Origin of the sequence: Ureibacillus sinduriensis BLB-1 = JCM 15800 (genome assembly GCF_000772955.1) — a bacterium.
In the GTDB taxonomy this organism is placed as follows: domain Bacteria; phylum Bacillota; class Bacilli; order Bacillales_A; family Planococcaceae; genus Ureibacillus; species Ureibacillus sinduriensis.
In genome coordinates this window covers 265,643-282,030 of the sequence record NZ_JPVO01000055.1, presented here as the reverse complement: position 1 = coordinate 282,030, position 16,388 = coordinate 265,643, and the positions used below count along the sequence as shown (strand labels likewise).

The 16,388-nt window shown below is 38.4% G+C and carries 17 protein-coding genes; all 17 read right to left on the bottom strand.

Annotated elements, in window-relative coordinates:
- Positions 1-70: 70 nt before the first annotated feature.
- Positions 71-1,777 (bottom strand): proline--tRNA ligase, encoded by a 1,707-nt coding sequence (locus tag CD33_RS17325; RefSeq protein ID WP_036203081.1) that lies wholly within the window; start codon positions 1,775-1,777, stop codon positions 71-73.
- Positions 1,778-2,219: 442 nt separating this feature from the next.
- Positions 2,220-3,479 carry an RIP metalloprotease RseP gene (gene rseP, locus CD33_RS17320; RefSeq protein WP_036203080.1) on the bottom strand — a complete coding sequence of 420 codons (1,260 nt, stop codon included), beginning with the start codon at positions 3,477-3,479 and terminating at the stop codon, positions 2,220-2,222.
- Between the two features lie 50 nt (positions 3,480-3,529).
- Positions 3,530-4,675, bottom strand: coding sequence for a 1-deoxy-D-xylulose-5-phosphate reductoisomerase (gene dxr / locus CD33_RS17315; protein WP_036203077.1), 1,146 nt, complete (start codon positions 4,673-4,675; stop codon positions 3,530-3,532).
- 97 nt (positions 4,676-4,772) lie between these two features.
- Positions 4,773-5,558, bottom strand: a complete 786-nt coding sequence (locus tag CD33_RS17310) for a phosphatidate cytidylyltransferase (protein WP_036203074.1) — start codon at positions 5,556-5,558, stop codon at positions 4,773-4,775.
- Positions 5,559-5,563: 5 nt separating this feature from the next.
- On the bottom strand, positions 5,564-6,346 hold the full coding sequence (gene uppS, locus CD33_RS17305; RefSeq protein ID WP_036203072.1) for an undecaprenyl pyrophosphate synthase: 783 nt from the start codon (positions 6,344-6,346) through the stop codon (positions 5,564-5,566).
- Between the two features lie 380 nt (positions 6,347-6,726).
- On the bottom strand, positions 6,727-7,284 hold the full coding sequence (gene frr / locus CD33_RS17300; protein WP_036203068.1) for a ribosome recycling factor: 558 nt from the start codon (positions 7,282-7,284) through the stop codon (positions 6,727-6,729).
- On the bottom strand, positions 7,284-8,009 hold the full coding sequence (gene pyrH / locus CD33_RS17295) for a UMP kinase (RefSeq protein WP_036203065.1): 726 nt from the start codon (positions 8,007-8,009) through the stop codon (positions 7,284-7,286). The genes frr and pyrH overlap by 1 nt, the downstream gene beginning before the upstream one ends.
- Positions 8,010-8,115: 106 nt before the next feature.
- Entirely contained in the window at positions 8,116-9,000 is an 885-nt protein-coding gene (gene tsf / locus CD33_RS17290; protein WP_036203062.1) for a translation elongation factor Ts, read from the bottom strand.
- Between the two features lie 311 nt (positions 9,001-9,311).
- Positions 9,312-10,034: a 30S ribosomal protein S2 gene (rpsB, locus tag CD33_RS17285; protein ID WP_036203059.1), complete on the bottom strand. Its 723-nt coding sequence runs from the start codon at positions 10,032-10,034 to the stop codon at positions 9,312-9,314.
- Positions 10,035-10,190: 156 nt separating this feature from the next.
- Positions 10,191-10,772: a DUF6115 domain-containing protein gene (locus CD33_RS17280; RefSeq protein WP_036203057.1), complete on the bottom strand. Its 582-nt coding sequence runs from the start codon at positions 10,770-10,772 to the stop codon at positions 10,191-10,193.
- 9 nt (positions 10,773-10,781) lie between these two features.
- A complete protein-coding gene (locus CD33_RS17275) occupies positions 10,782-11,081 on the bottom strand; it encodes a hypothetical protein (protein ID WP_036203054.1) in 300 nt (99 codons plus the stop codon).
- A gap of 26 nt (positions 11,082-11,107) precedes the next feature.
- Complete coding sequence (locus CD33_RS17270; protein WP_036203052.1) at positions 11,108-11,875, bottom strand: FliA/WhiG family RNA polymerase sigma factor; 768 nt, start codon at positions 11,873-11,875, stop codon at positions 11,108-11,110.
- A gap of 409 nt (positions 11,876-12,284) precedes the next feature.
- The gene (locus CD33_RS17265) at positions 12,285-12,662 is read right to left on the bottom strand and encodes a hypothetical protein (protein WP_036203049.1); all 378 of its coding nucleotides are present in this window, start codon (positions 12,660-12,662) and stop codon (positions 12,285-12,287) included.
- On the bottom strand, positions 12,662-13,165 hold the full coding sequence (locus tag CD33_RS17260; protein WP_036203047.1) for a chemotaxis protein CheD: 504 nt from the start codon (positions 13,163-13,165) through the stop codon (positions 12,662-12,664). The genes CD33_RS17265 and CD33_RS17260 overlap by 1 nt, the downstream gene beginning before the upstream one ends.
- A 1-nt stretch (position 13,166) precedes the next feature.
- On the bottom strand, positions 13,167-13,799 hold the full coding sequence (locus CD33_RS17255) for a chemotaxis protein CheC (protein ID WP_036203044.1): 633 nt from the start codon (positions 13,797-13,799) through the stop codon (positions 13,167-13,169).
- 42 nt (positions 13,800-13,841) lie between these two features.
- Positions 13,842-14,279, bottom strand: coding sequence for a chemotaxis protein CheW (locus CD33_RS17250; protein WP_036203040.1), 438 nt, complete (start codon positions 14,277-14,279; stop codon positions 13,842-13,844).
- A gap of 26 nt (positions 14,280-14,305) precedes the next feature.
- Positions 14,306-16,378 (bottom strand): chemotaxis protein CheA, encoded by a 2,073-nt coding sequence (locus tag CD33_RS17245; RefSeq protein ID WP_036203037.1) that lies wholly within the window; start codon positions 16,376-16,378, stop codon positions 14,306-14,308.
- Positions 16,379-16,388 lie beyond the last annotated feature (10 nt).

Genomic DNA, 16,388 nt, shown 5'->3' with positions numbered 1-16,388 from the left:
GACTGATAACAGAAAGAAACGATTTTCACAAATTGGCGAAAATCGATGCTTTACTTATGGGACTATGAAGTTAATGTGAACGGAAAATTTCATTTAAGTGGTCGATAAGTTCTTCCTTGGCCCACTCGAAAGTTTCACCGGTCTTTCTGATTTTCACTTCAACAATGCCTTCACTTGCTCTTCTACCTACGGTGATACGTACCGGGAGCCCGATTAAATCTGCGTCCGTAAATTTGACTTCTGGCTCTGTGTGCCGATCATCGAACAATACTTCAAATTGGTAGAAGGTCAAAATGTTATATAACTCCGTTGCTAAATTAAACTGTATTTCATCCTCTTCATCAACCGGAATCAAGTGCAGTTCATAAGGAGAAAATTGCTTTGGCCAAACAAACCCTTTTTCATCCTGAAAGTTTTCAGCAATTATGGCTAGGAGCCTTGAAATCCCTAAATGGTAACTGTTCATAAGAAGAGCTTGGGCTTGTTCATTGTCAGCTATTAAGTTTTCATTTGCAAAATCGGCAACAGACTCATCTAACTTGCTTATCTTGCCTACCTCAATCGCTTTTTTAAAAAGAATGGTACCTTGACCATCAGGCGAAGGATCCCCTTCCTGTATATATCTGATATCATCATATATGCTAATGGCGAAATCCCGGCCAGGGCACACATTGATGTAGTGATAGCCCGCTTCGTTAGCGCCAGTTACTCCGCTGCCAATCGATTGAATAGCATTGTCAGCAACTACTTTTACATCAATCGGCAACTTGATTGGACCGATCAACCCAACGTGTGCACCCAATAGCTCTTGCACATCTTGATCTTTCGCCACATGAATCGATGTCGCTTGCAGCACATTTTTTAACTTATAAGGATTAATGTTATGATCGCCCCGCACTAATACGACGACATATTCACCATCCACCTTAAACAATTCCGACTTTATGCAATCTTTTTCTTCTATATTGAAAAATGTACACACTTCATCTAGCGTGTTCAAATTTGGTGTTGCCACTTTTTCTAAAGCCTTTGTATCAGATGTTGAGGGAACAAATTCACCGATTACCGGCGCAACTTTAATGTTTCCAAGATACTTGGATTCATCTGAATAGACAACAGTAGACTCCCCCAATTCAGATGAAACTACAAATTCTTTCGCTTTTGCGTCCTTGCCCAATCCCGGGTTTGCTTCAATGATTTCGTAATGCAATCCAAGTTTGCTAAATATGTTGGAATAAACTTGTAGCATCTCATTAAAAGCTAAATCTTGGCTTTCCTTGCTTGCATGAAAAGAATAAGCATCTTTCATCATAAATTCCTTACTTCTCAACAAACCATAATTTGGCTGGGTTTCATTGCGGTAATTTGTTTGAATTTGATATAAAGTAATTGGAAAACTTTTAAAGGATTGGATTTCTTCGCGAATCAACGCCTTCATTGCTTCCTCATGGGTGGGTGCAAGGATTAATTTTTGCTTGCTCCCCTTTTTAATATGAAGCAGTTCATCTCGAAGAACCACGTAGTTTGAAGATTGCTCCATGACTTCTTGGGCTTGCAAGGTCGGCAAACTTATTTCTACTGCCCCAAAAGACTCCATTTCTAGATGAATCATTTTCTCTATTTTATTTAATATACGTTTCGCTAAGGGTAAATAGGAAAAGACGCCACTTGTACTTTCCCTTATGAATCCAGCGCGAAGCAGCATTTCATGAGATTTTGCTTCAATTTCTGAAGGTACATCCCGCAGTGTAGGAATTAACGTAGAACTTTGTTTCATTTCGCTCCACCTTTTCTCTTCATCAGTCACTTATTTAGCATATCATACACCGAAGTCACTTCGTATGTACAATTACGTACTTCGTTGAAAGTTCAACTTTCTAAAGATTTTAAATCCTGGAATACCCATGTCTTCAAGATTGTACTAAAAGGGGATTTAAAAAAGTATAACCTTATTCACTATGGATTTTACCATAAATGAATAAGGTTAAGTAGTTTGTTGATTGTGTTTTGATTTTATAAAGATTCAGGTTTTTCTTTGGCTCAAAGTACGAGAATTTGCACTTTAGCGCCTGTCACTCGACACACTTTAGCTTTTAGAAAAGACATTTGACCCTGTCTAATGTTGTGAGGAATCATTGTCCAACTAATCCATCTTTACAGATATGCCAATGATCGATTACACATTAATCAATTTTTGTCGAGCAGTTGTTGTTGGAAACTTAGAAGAAGAACCTTTGTATATCGTTCCATGTTACGACCACCATCAGGATCATAAGCAAGACGATTCCTACAAAGTGAACCATTCCTTCTTTTTGGCGGTCGACTGGTTTACCGCGCAATGCTTCAATACCGAAGAATAACAATCTTCCACCGTCCAAAGCAGGAAGCGGCAGCAGGTTCATGATACCGAGGTTAATGCTCAGGACCGCGGCCCAGTTCATTAGATTATAGATACCATCTTTTGCAACGGTTTCAGTTGCTTTATAAATACCGACTGGACCAGATAAAGCATCGATCGTAAATTGGCCAGTGATTAAGTCTCCTAAGAGGCCTAGTATCAGTATTGTATAATCATAAGTTTGTGTGACACCGAAAACTATCGCTTTCAAAGGGTTTTTCTCTACAGGACTTTGATACATAACCCCAATTTGCCCATACTCCTTGCCACTTTCCTCAAATGTATCCGGCGTCATTTTCAGTTCTATATTCTGGCCGTCACGTTCCACTATAATGGTTAGTTCTTCACCAGGTTTATCCTGGACAGTTCCTGATAGATCTTTCCAATCATCAATGGGTTGTCCATCAATCGCCTTTACATAGTCTCCAGCTTCCATACCAGCTGCTGCTGCAGGCCCGTCCTCCACGACATCATAAATTATTGGTTCATAGGTTGGAACTCCTGCCATGATGGCAATAATCGAAAAAACAACGAACGCCAAAATGAAATTAAAAAGCGGACCAGCAAAGATAGCCATTGCTCGCTGTCCTACAGTTTTAGAGTTAAACTGACGATCAAATGGCGCAATCATTGTTTCAGTACCATTCTCAACGATTGTTGCTGTTCTTGATACATTTATTTTAGTAAATTGATCGTCTTCATCATAACCTTCAATCCAAAGTCCCTTTTCAAGGTCTGCCCTTTCCACTTCCAGAAATAAAACATTCGGATTTTGTACATTTTGGTTCAAATAAATTTTTTCAGCTACGTTATCCTGATTGAGTATCAATCCTACCCGGAATCCAGGTTGAAGTTCCACGGAATCAGTATCTTCCCCCGCCATTCGGACATAGCCGCCTATAGGCAATAATCGTAGTGTATATAACGTCTCACCTTTCATCATCCCAAAAATTTTCGGTCCCATTCCGATTGCAAATTCACGTACTAAAATGCCAGCCCGTTTTGCAAAAATAAAATGTCCAAGCTCATGGAAGAATACCAGGGATCCAAAAACAACGATAAATGCTATAACTGTTTGCATATCATCCCACCTTCAAAAGTGCATGTTTACTTATACTATGCTAGTTCTCTCTATTTTACCATGCTCTCTACCGATTTTCTTGTTTCGTTATCTACATATAAAATAGTTTCTAAATCTGGAAGTAGAGTATTATGATGATTGATCATAATTTGTTCTATCATTTCTTCGATTTGCAGGAAAGTTATTTTTCCTTGCAGGAATAACCCTACTGCTGCTTCATTTGCCGCATTCATCGCGGTTAGCAAGGTCCCGCCCGCTCGTCCTGCATCGTATGCTAATTTCAAGGCACGGAAGCGCTCAAAGTCAACTTCTTGGAACCTTAGTTGTCCAATTTTCGCTAGATCCAATCGCGTGCCGCTTTTCAATGGGAAACGGTCGGGATAGCTTAAGGCATATTGTATCGGTACGCGCATATCAGGGGTACCCAATTGGGCGATGACACTCGTATCATGATACTCAACTAACGAGTGGATAATACTTTCTTTATGTAATAAAACGTCAATTTTTTCGAATGGCATACCGAACAAAACATGGGCTTCTATTACTTCCAGCCCTTTATTCATCATCGTCGCCGAATCGATGGTTATCTTGGCCCCCATTGACCAATTCGGATGATTCAATGCATCTTTTACCGTTACATTTTTTAGTTCTTCACGCGTTTTATCGCGGAAAGAACCACCTGAAGCTGTCAGGATTAATCTTTCAATTTGTTTAGGGTTTTCACCATTCATCGACTGGAAAATCGCGGAATGTTCACTATCAACAGGTAGAATGGTTACATTGTACTTCTTGGCCTCCGCCATCACTAGGTGGCCCGCTGTTACCAACGTTTCTTTATTGGCAATCGCAATCGTTTTCCCCATTCTAATCGCAGCCAAAGTTGATTCTAGGCCGACACTTCCTAAAACTGCATTCACAAGTACTGTCGAGCCTGGATGTGTCGCAACTTCTACTAGTCCCTTTGCACCAAAAGTAAAAGATGTACGCGGAAATTCTTTGGAAAGCTCAATTGCATCTTGTTCCTCTTGTACAGAAACTAGCTCTGGATTCAATTGCGAGATAATTTCCCGGGTTTTTTCAATATTCTTTCCTGAAGATAACGCGACAAGTTGGAAATTATCTTGATTGTTCAACAAGATATCGACAGTTTGTATCCCAATTGAACCTGTTGCTCCTAGTAAGCTAATTTTCTTCATGTTTTATCTTCCCTTCTAATACTATTATTGCTCCCCTGCCAGCACATTGTTATAACTATTGATAAAGCTATTGCAGCTTATGGATGCAGATTATTTATCAATTAACAAAGTGCAGGAAATGCAATAGAGGTAAAACAAATAAGAGACTATCAAAACGGTCTAATATGCCTCCATGTCCTGGCAACAGGTTTCCCGAGTCTTTTACTCCATAGTGGCGTTTAATTGCAGATTCAACCAGGTCGCCCATCTGACCGAAAATGGAAGCAATAATCGCTATAATGATAATCGCTATATATGAGGAAGAAATCGGATAGATCATTTGCATGATGCAAGCGAATACTACAGCGGCAATAATTCCTCCAACAAAGCCTTCCACCGTTTTATTGGGGGAGATTTCAGGCCATAATTTCTTCTTTCCAATTTTTCGGCCAATAAAATACGCACCCGAATCAGTTGACCAAACAATTAATAGAGCAAATATAATAAATTCTAAACCACCATTACGCGTTTCAATCAAATAATAAAAGCCCATCCCGACATAAATGGTGCTAAGTAAGGTAAATCCTACATCATCAAAATTAAAATGATTTTTAACAAGAACGGAATAAATGAGTAGAAGAATTGCACCAATTATTAATAACTCCAGCTTCGTTACTGCAATTTCTTCGAGGTTAACCGAAGGAGGCAATAATAAGCTAAATGTAACGAGCAATCCAAGAATACCCGGGATAGAAAAGATTTGAATATTTTTCATTTTTAGTAGTTCGTAAATTCCCACAGCTGCTAGGGCATATACTAATAACGTAAAGGGTAGATTCCCTAGAAGCACAAATAGAATAAATAGTGCTCCGGCCACTACCCCCGTTATAATTCTTTGCTTCAATGTAATTATTCTCCTTTCAGTCCACCATAACGCCTGTTGCGCTGTTGATAGGCTTGTATCGCTTCCATGAAGGTATCTTTATTAAAGTCCGGCCATAGGATGTCCGTAAACCAGAACTCCGTATACGCAAGCTGCCATAGCATAAAGTTGCTAAGACGGACTTCCCCACTTGTACGAATCAGTAAATCAGGCTCTGGTAGAGATGAAGTCAACAAAAATTGATTGATTGTTTTTTCGTCAACATGATCCAAAGTCAAATTTCCATTATTCACTTCTACCATTATATCCTTCATTGCTTTAACTATTTCAGCACGGCTTCCATAATTCATGGCAAAATTTAATATAAGTCCGGTATTATTTTTTGTTTTTTCAATCGCTTCATTTAAAGCGGTTTTTGTATTCGTTGGCAGACCATCCTTGTCGCCAATCATCTCAACCCGAATGTTTCGTTCCATTAACTCCGGCATGAACGAATTTAAGAACATTTGGGGAAGGCTCATTAAATACTCGACTTCCGATTTCGGCCTTTTCCAGTTTTCAGTCGAAAATGCATACAACGTTAACACTTTTATGCCTACATCGTCCGCGATGCGAGCAATTCTACGAACAGTTTGCATGCCTTCATGATGTCCAGCAATTCTTGGCATGGCTCTTTTTTTTGCCCAACGTCCGTTGCCATCCATTATGATTGCGATATGGGAAGGTAAACATTCATTATTTACAAGAGATTCCTCAACCTCCAAAGAGTGCTTTCCTTTTTTTGACTTACTAAATAGCTTTTTTAACATCAGCAATTCCCCCACCTGACAACTTTTTGGACGTTTTTCTTTTCAAAACTGCGATCCCAGTATTCCAAGGTTATCTTCAATATCCTTTTTCGTGTAAATTAGCGAAAACTGTATTTTTCTAATCATAACAAAAACTAATGATTGTGTCTTACGTTCTCTCGTATAATTCCCCAATATTTTCAACTTGATTATGTATTGGTCCATCTAAAACACATCGGTTATCTTGACTGATGAATTAAATCTTAGGCAAAATAAGTGTCCTGCATTGAAAAAAGACGTCCCAACTAATAGGACGCCCTACTCTTGAATTAGTTCATCATTCATTTAGATTTACAAAAGTTTTGCAAATGATAAATATAAACACAACTCAAGCACGTTTCTTATACAGATAAGATTTCTTTTTCTTTATCTTTTGCTAATTGGTCCACTTTAACGATATAATCATCCGTTAATTTTTGAATATCATCACCAAAACCGCGTAAATCATCTTCTGTAATTTCGCCGTTTTTCTCTAATTTTTTCAAATCATCATTACCATCACGGCGAACGTTACGGATGGCTACTTTTGCATTTTCTGCTTCTTTATTCACAACTTTTACTAGCTCTTTACGACGTTCTTCCGTTAAAGCCGGGATTGTTAAGCGAATAACATTTCCATCATTTGTCGGAGTGATTCCGATATCCGATTTCATAATCGCTTTTTCAATTTCACCTAGGATTGACTTGTCGTAAGGTTGAATCACTAAAAGTCGTGCTTCAGGTACAGAAATACCTGCTAATTGATTTACAGGTGTCGGAGCGCCGTAGTAATCAACTGAAATTCTGTCTAAAAGTGACGCATTTGCACGGCCTGCACGAATTGAAGCTAATTCACGAGAAAATGCAGAGATTGATTTTTCCATTCTTTCTTTTGCTTGTGCTAATACTTGTTTAGGCATTAAAAGTTCCTCCTAACAACTGTACCGATTTTATCACCGAGTACTGCTCGTTTAATATTTCCTTTATTCATAATAGAGAATACTATTAATGGGATATCGTTGTCCATACATAAAGTGGAAGCAGTTGAATCCATTACCTGTAATCCTTGTTGAATTACGTCTAAATATGTGAGTGTGTCATATTTAACAGCAGTTGAATCAGTTTTTGGATCAGCAGAGTAAACACCATCTACATTATTTTTTGCCATCAGAATTGCATCTGCATCAATTTCCGCAGCACGCAAAGCTGCTGTCGTGTCTGTAGAGAAGAATGGGTTACCTGTACCAGCAGCAAAAATCACAACACGTTTCTTTTCAAGATGACGAACTGCCTTTCTGCGTATGTAAGGCTCTGCTACTTGTGTCATAACAATGGAAGATTGAACACGTGTTTCAATTTCAAGTTTTTCAAGAGCATCTTGAAGAGCTAATGAATTCATAACCGTGGCTAGCATTCCCATGTAATCGGCAGATGCGCGGTCCATACCCATTTCGCTGCCGATTTTTCCGCGCCAGATATTTCCTCCACCAACTACTACTGCAACTTCTACCCCTAGTTCCACGACCTCTTTTATATCTTCTGCAACTGACTTAATAATTTTTGGTGATAAACCGTAGCCTGCTTCTCCTGCTAATGCCTCACCGCTAATTTTTATAACTACACGTTCATATTGTGGCACACTCATAGTAAACCTCCGTAATTCAATTTATTCTTCAAAATATATGCGTTTTTTCAATCCCTTGAAAAATAGGGAACACTGGTGTGTCCCCTAATTATACTTATTATTTATATTAGTTACCTTTAACTTGGTTCATAACTTCTTCAGCAAAGTTGTCTTCGCGTTTTTCGATACCTTCACCAACAGCAAAGCGTACGAATGAAGTAATGTTACCACCAGTTGATTTCACGAAATCACGCACTTTTTGATCTGAGTTTTTAACGAAAGTTTGATCAAGCAAGCAAATGTCTTCGAAGAATTTACCAAGACGGCCTTCTACCATTTTAGCAACGATATTTTCTGGTTTACCTTCATTTAGAGCTTGTTCTGTTAACACTTTACGCTCACGGTCAACTACTTCTTCTGAAACTTCGTCACGTGATACATATTGAGGATTGATAGCAGCGATGTGCATAGCTACATCTTTAGCAGCTGACTCATCCGTAGAACCTTCTAGAACTACTAATACACCAATGCGTCCACCCATGTGCAGGTAAGAACCGTAAGCATCTGCATCAGTTTTAGTTTTCACTTCGAAACGGCGAAGAGTGATTTTTTCTCCGATTGTTGCTACAGCTGTTGAAATTTGATCTTCAATTTTAACACCTTCAGCGTTTGTAAGTTCTAATGCAGCTTCTACTGATTCCGGTTTTGCAGCCAAGATTTGTTTTGCCAATTCAGAAACAAGTACTTGGAATTTTTCATTTTTTGCTACGAAGTCAGTTTCAGCGTTAACTTCTAAGATTACAGCCTCATTTCCTTCAGCAAGGATATAAGTTGTCCCTTCTGCAGCGATACGGTCAGCTTTTTTAGCAGCTGAAGATAGACCTTTTTCACGTAAGAAATCAACGGCAGCGTCGATATCACCATCTGTTTGTACTAAAGCTTTTTTACAATCCATCATACCTGCGCCAGTTTTTTCGCGAAGTTCTTTTACTAATTGTGCAGTAATTGCCATTTGAAGTTTCCTCCTTGGGTTTCAGTTATTTAATTTTTTTAATCGGGTAAATTGTCCAGCTTAAGGTGCCAGCCCCTCGTCCAACTATATTGCTCTATAAGACAGAGTCCTTTTGTCAATAATCCGAGTTGTCATTGAAGCTGAACAGCACCTCCGGCTTTTCTTTCTAAAAAAAGGTGATAAGAGGGTTCATCCACTTATCACCTTTTGTAGGCAGCTAAGAAAGTTTATCACTTCCCTAGCCGCAAAAGAGCAACTAAGGCTTGTCATCAAGAAAAGCTTAGCTACTCGCCAAGTTTTCTTGTAGTGAATTACTCAGCAGCTACTACTTCTTCAGCTGGAGCTTCTGTTTCACCTTGTTTAGACTCGATTAGAGCGTCAGCCATTTTAGCAGTTAATAATTTAACAGCGCGGATAGCATCATCGTTTGCAGGAATTACATAGTCGATTTCATCTGGATCACAGTTTGTATCAACAATTCCTACGATAGGAATATTTAATTTACGAGCTTCAGCAACAGCGATACGCTCTTTACGTGGGTCAACCACGAACATAACGTCTGGAATACCAGCCATATCACGGATACCGCCTAAGAATTTAACAAGACGTTCGTGTTCTTTTTTAAGTTGAATAACTTCTTTTTTAGGAAGGACTTCGAAAGTACCGTCTTCTTCCATTTTTTCGATTGCTTTCATACGAGCAACACGTTTTTGGATCGTACCGAAGTTAGTTAATGTACCACCCAACCAACGTTGGTTGATGTAGTAGTTACCAGAACGTTCAGCTTCGTCTTTGATAGCTTCTTGAGCTTGTTTTTTAGTACCTACGAAAAGTACTTTACCGCCATCTTGGCCAACTTGGCGCATGAAGTCGTAAGCTTCTTCTAATTTTTTAACCGTTTTTTGTAAATCGATAATGTAGATACCGTTACGTTCAACAAAAATGTATTTTTTCATTTTTGGATTCCAACGGCGAGTTTGGTGACCGAAATGTACACCAGCTTCAAGTAATTGTTTCATTGAAATTACTGACATGTGTGTTTCCTCCTAATGTTTTGGTTTTTTTCCTCCGCATTTTTCATCTATAACAAGCAACTTTTTATTCAAAAAGCACCACTTACTACATCAAAATGCGTGTGTAATTAACACCAATTGATAATATATCACACTAACTTTTTTCATGCAACAATTTTATGCATGGAACTTAATTAACAGTTCTATTTCTGTTTTACCTTTTTGCGTTAATTTTGCAATTTCGTCAATTGACTTTCCTTGCTTATGAAGGTTAAGTACCTTTTGTTCGAAAGAAGGCAGGGAGGAATTATCTTTTTCCACTTCCTCATTATGTTCCTGTCTAGCTTCAGAAGGAACCTCGCTTAATCTTTGTTGTTTATAAGCATTTGTCGCCATTTTTTTTGAAATGGTTGCTTTTGGTGCATTGGACTGTAATACACCTACTTTACCCTCCATATCATTTCGGGTAACTTCGGAAATCGTCTTCCTTTCTTCCGAATTCATCATTGCCATGTTTTGATCTTTTCTTTCATGATTGCGCTCATTTTGTTTGATTAGTGAAAGTTCTTCAATGAGCCGATCATTTTCTTCCTTCATTTCCACTAGATATATACTTATTGCGTCGTCCATTTCACGGATCAGCTGATCTTGCCGTTTTTCCAAATCCTTAAATTTAGCTATTTTTGTATTTAAAATAACGATGAAATAATAACAAATGAGCTGCGAAATAATCAAAATGATAACAAGACTTGCGACCATACCGCTCTCCTATCCACTAAAATCAATAAAATTACCTTTAAAAGGATGTTGTGCCTCTTTTTCTTCTTTTTCATGCTCTTTTTCTTCAGGTAAATGTTCTTCATGATTTTGTCGTTGTTTATTTTCAGTGATTTTATCTGACTTTTCAGTGTCATTAACCTGTAGTTGTTTTTTCTTAATTTCCCTTTTTAACGCTTCGTTCGCATCTATTTGTTGGCCAACCACATTTTGCTGATGCTGATCAGCCATTTTTCCTGCATCAAAGGTCTTCGGTAGGGCAATTTGAAGTTCAAGCGCTTTTAGACTCACTACTCCTCACCTCAATTTTCATCCATTTAGCTTATTACTTCATCAGAAAGAAGCTTTCTTAATTTAAATAATGCTTTAGAATGGATTTGTGATATTCGGGATGTCGATAAACTGAGCATTTCACCAATTTCAGTCAATGTCAATTCCTCTGTGTAAAACAAACTTAAAACAAGTTGTTCTTTTTCACTAAGGTTTTTAATATTTTCGGAAAGATCCTTGATTAGTTCCATGTGCACTGCTTCTTGTTCAGGAGTTTTTGTTCGCTCATCTTTGATGACAAAAGCCATACCTTCTGATTCTTCCTGATCTTGTTGTTCATTAATGGATAACACACTTGAGAAGAAATGCTCTTGTACTGTTTGGTATACCTCTTCGACCGACAGTTCCATATGCTGCGCCAGCTCATCAGGCGACACGCTGCGCATTAACTGCTGCTCCAACTTCTCAATTTGAGCTTCCATTTTTTTTGCCTTTTCACGCGCTGAACGCGGTAGCCAATCTTCTTTTCTTAGTCCATCTATAATGGCTCCCCGAACACGGAAGGAAGCATATGTATCGAATTTTAGATCCCTATTTATATCAAACTTATTTAAAGCATCAAATAGCCCCATCATGCCCAAACTCATTAAATCATCACGTGATACATTTTTGGGAACACTCGCACCAATTCGCTGGACATGATAGGATACTAAGGATTGATATTTTTTTATAAGCATATTACCTGCATCTGGATCTCGATCATTGATCCAGCAATTCCAAAGAGATTGTTCATTGTCTGCTTGAAGTTGTACCATATAATCCACCTCACACTAAAATCATTTACTAGAATACACAATTCTGAGAGTAGCGCCCTATCAACCCATTTCAAGGCAAACTTCTCCATGATAATTAGACGACCAATACTTTTAGCCTACACAAAAATCAATTCATTCGAATTGTATAACCCTATTATTGAATAGGTATTTTTAACCTATAATTTGATCCTTCATTGTAATTTCCTTACTATTCAATATTATATCAAATGATAGAAAAAAAACACACATTTCTATAAAACTTAATTTATTCCCTCCCAATCCAAGATTTAATATAGAGGAAAGAAAAATGGTAAGTTGCCGAAGTCATTGGAACAAAAAAAAGAGCCGTATTCTCGACTCTTTAAAGATTGAATTTTGCTCATAACAATATACTAAAATTGATAAGTAATTACTTTTTTATTGACTCATCTTGAAGCATCATCGTTTGAACAACTTTTGCTATTTCTTCTGAACTTTGGTCTTTAAATTCCAAGGTAGAATTGCTGCCTCCAGAAGCGGACGCCTCAGCGTTCATGCGAGCTTCCATTTGCTGCCGTATTTGCTCATTTTCTTTATTCAAGCCCTTGAACAATTCATCTTTCGGTGTATAGAATATATACCCCAATAATAAACGAATAGCATACATAACTAAAAATGAACAAACAGCAGCTATAAAGGAGCCAACAAGACTATTCAGTGGAATCGTGGAGTCCGTGAGTGTGCTAAAGAAATAAATTGAAAAGCCTAATATAGCCGCCCAAAAGTTATAAAATATCGATCCAAACATTATATTTCATTCACTCCCTGATTTACTGTTCGTATACTCAATAGACAAGTCCCAGGGTTGAACTCAATCGTTCTTCCACTATTGCCACCCGTATCTTCAGCGATCAGTGGTATGCTATTTTTGACGAGCTCTCTTTTCACCGCTTCTACATTTCGGGGGCCAATCCGCATTGAATCATTGTCGGATGAAAATTTAAACATTTGTGCACCACCAGCAATTTTTGCCTTCAGGCGGAACGGTTGAACCCCGGCTAATTTCAGCATATCTATAAGTGCTTTAATACCAGTGTTTGCAAATTTTGCAGCGTTTATCGTTTCCGTTCTCGCTAAACTTGAATCGGGCAACATTATATGAACTAGTCCAGCTATGTTTTTTGTTTCATCATATAATACAACACCTACGCAGGAGCCTAAACCTGAAGTACGTATTGTATCCGGCATTTTGACAACATCCAATTGTGCGATACCAACCTTTATGACTTGACTAGTATGTGACGTGATCATTTTATCCAACACCCAACGCCTTAAAGATATTAGTGAATGAATCAGGATCTGGTAGTAAGAAGAAATGCCCATGAACTTCATTACGATTATCAAAACCTTCTTCAAAAATGGATGTATTAATGACAATGACTTGGTCACTAACCTCCGATATTTCGATTAGTCCGGTACTAATAATCGCACCAAACATATCCACGCTTAATCCAGGTACAGTTGGAAATATCTTCATACCTGTAAAGTCCGACAAAGCCGATAAGTACGAACCCGAAAGAATATTTCCTAATTCCTGCATTGCTGAAACACCCAGCTCCGATAGCTTGGTATTACTGAAGCTAAATAGGTCATCTCCTATTAACCGCCGTATGAAACGGTCTGCCTGTTCGATTGGCAATATAAAGAACATGCTTCCTTCCGAGTCCCCTTCGATGCGAAGATAGATACCCACAACAACAGTTTCCGCTCCACCGGCAAGTTCCATCATATCATTGAAAGAGACCATCTCAACCTTTGGAACACGCATATCAATTTTTCTGGAAAGCAAACTGGAAAGTGCCGTCGCGGCATGCGCAGCACCTATATTTCCAATTTCTTTTAAAACATCCAAATGCAACGATGTTATTTTTTGAATTTCGCTCATAGCTCAAAGATCCCTACTTTATGACAGATTCACCACGTTTATCTATGGGTTTAGCACTTTGTCCAGATGCAATAAAATTAATAAGCGATTTTCTAATTTTGCCACACCGGATATGAAATCTTCTTCATTGGATCCAACTACCTCCGGTTGGGCTTCAATCGCGTTTAAAGGAATATCCAGCACATCGTTTGCTGAGTCGACAATAAAGCCGACTTCCATTTCTTCGAGTGTGATAATAATAATTCTTGTCGTCTCTTCATTATTTGATACCGGGAGACCGAAACGTTCCCGCAAATCAATCAGCGGCGTGACAACTCCGCGCAAATTAATGACACCTTTTACGAAGCTGCTCGTTTTAGGTACACGTGTAATATGCATTAGTTTTTCGATACCTTGTACATTTGATACCGGAATTGCATATTCTTTATCAGCAAGTTGAAAAACAATTACTTTTAAATATTCTTGTTCTACAGCGGTCATAACCTACACCTCTCTCATTCCATTCGTTACTTCATCAAAGCATTGCAATCTACTATCAAAGCAACTTTTCCGTTTCCTAAGATCGTGGCACCTGAAATTGCAAAGATATTTGATAGGTAGTTACCTAGTGATTTCAACACAATCTCTTGTTGGCCGATAAATGTGTCCACTACAAGGCCGGCAAGCTTGTCCCCTTTTCGGACAATGACAACCGAGTGATAGCCATCCTCTGCTTGTTCCGTTCTTGGAACATCAAATATCTCATCCAGGAAGATCAATGGAACAACTTTACCGCGGAAATCAATCACTTTTTGATTATGCGCATTGAGAATATCGCTATTTTTAATAATTGATGTTTCAATGATTGATGATAAAGGTATAGCATAAATTTCTTGTTCGATTTCAACCAGCATTACGGAGATAATGGATAGTGTCAATGGAAGTTGGATCGAGAAGATAGAGCCAACACCTTCTGTCGATTCGATTGAGATATTACCACCCAATGATTCAATTGTTGTTTTTACAACATCAAGACCTACTCCACGTCCCGAAATATCCGAAATCACCTCGGCAGTTGAGAAGCCAGACGCCAAGATTAATTCATTTATTTGTTTATCGGACATGGATAGTGCAGATTCTTTCGTTACAATTCCTTTCGAAATTGCTTTTTTCAATACTCTCTCGCGGTTTATTCCGGCACCATCGTCCTCAATTTCTATAAATACATAATTACCACTGTGATAAGCACGTAACGTAACATTACCTTCTTCAGGTTTTCCGTTGGCACGACGAATTTCCGGACTTTCAATACCATGATCGACTGAATTGCGGATTAAGTGAACTAGTGGATCTCCGATTTCATCGATGACAGTACGATCTAATTCAGTTTCAGCCCCTATAACTTCAAGGTTGATTTTTTTCTTTAAGTCACGGGATAGCGTACGCACCATTTTAGGGAATCGGTTAAATACTGTTTCAATCGGAATCATACGCATTGTTAATACGATATTTTGCAAATCTCCCATCGTTCTGCTCATGCGTTCGACTGTTTCATTTAATTCCGAATGGTTCACTTCCGTGGCGATTGATTGAAGTCGCCCTCTATCAATAACCAATTCTTCGAATAGATTCATTAATATGTCCAGACGCTCGATGCTTACGCGGATTGTTTTGCTGGCAGCATGCTTTGGCCCGTTTTTTTGGGCAACTTCATCTTTTTTAACTTCAACTGGCGAAACAACCGTCAATTCCTCAGTTGTAGGCTGGGCAACTACTTCTGACTGATTGACTACCGATTGAACAAATAAATCTTCCGATAATTGTGTGATCGAAACTTTATCAACCTCTGAAACTTTCAGGATTTTACTGCGCAATTCCTCGGCATCGGTTTGGGAAATCAGAGCCACTTTGAACTCTTGGTCAAATTGTTCTTCTTCAAGTCTATCCACTGTAGGAGATGATTTTACTACATCTCCATTTTTCTCTAGGATGTCAAATACCATATAAACACGTGCCGCCTTTAAAAGACAGCTATCATTCAACGTGACAACAATTTCAAAAGCATTGTACCCTTGCTCTGTCGATTGCAGCAAGACCGTCTTTTCAAAATCATCATACTCTAATTGAGGGGCGTTATCTAAAATGGCAGTTGTAGCTGCAAATTCTGCAGCAGCAGAGCCCTCAGGTGGATTTGAAACAGTGCTGTTTTGTAAAGGTGATTCACCTAATTCGATGCGTTTTAACTTTTCAACAGTCTGAGAGACGTCCTTTTTTCCATCGCCGCCATTAGCAATATCCATTACCATTGCTTCCAAGTGATCGACGGATTCAAATACCACATCCAAAATATCCGCAGTTACTTTAATTTTTTCATTACGGATGGCATCCAGTACATTTTCCATTTTATGAGTCAAATCTGCTAAATCTTCATATCCCATTGTTGCAGACATACCTTTTAATGTATGTGCCGAACGGAATATTTCATTTACAATCGCCAAGTCTGTCGGGTTCTTTTCAAGTTCCAACAAATTGTCGCTACATGACTGTAAATGTTCTTTACTTTCTTCAATGAACATTTCTAAATATTGATTAAGTTCCACTAGAAAACAC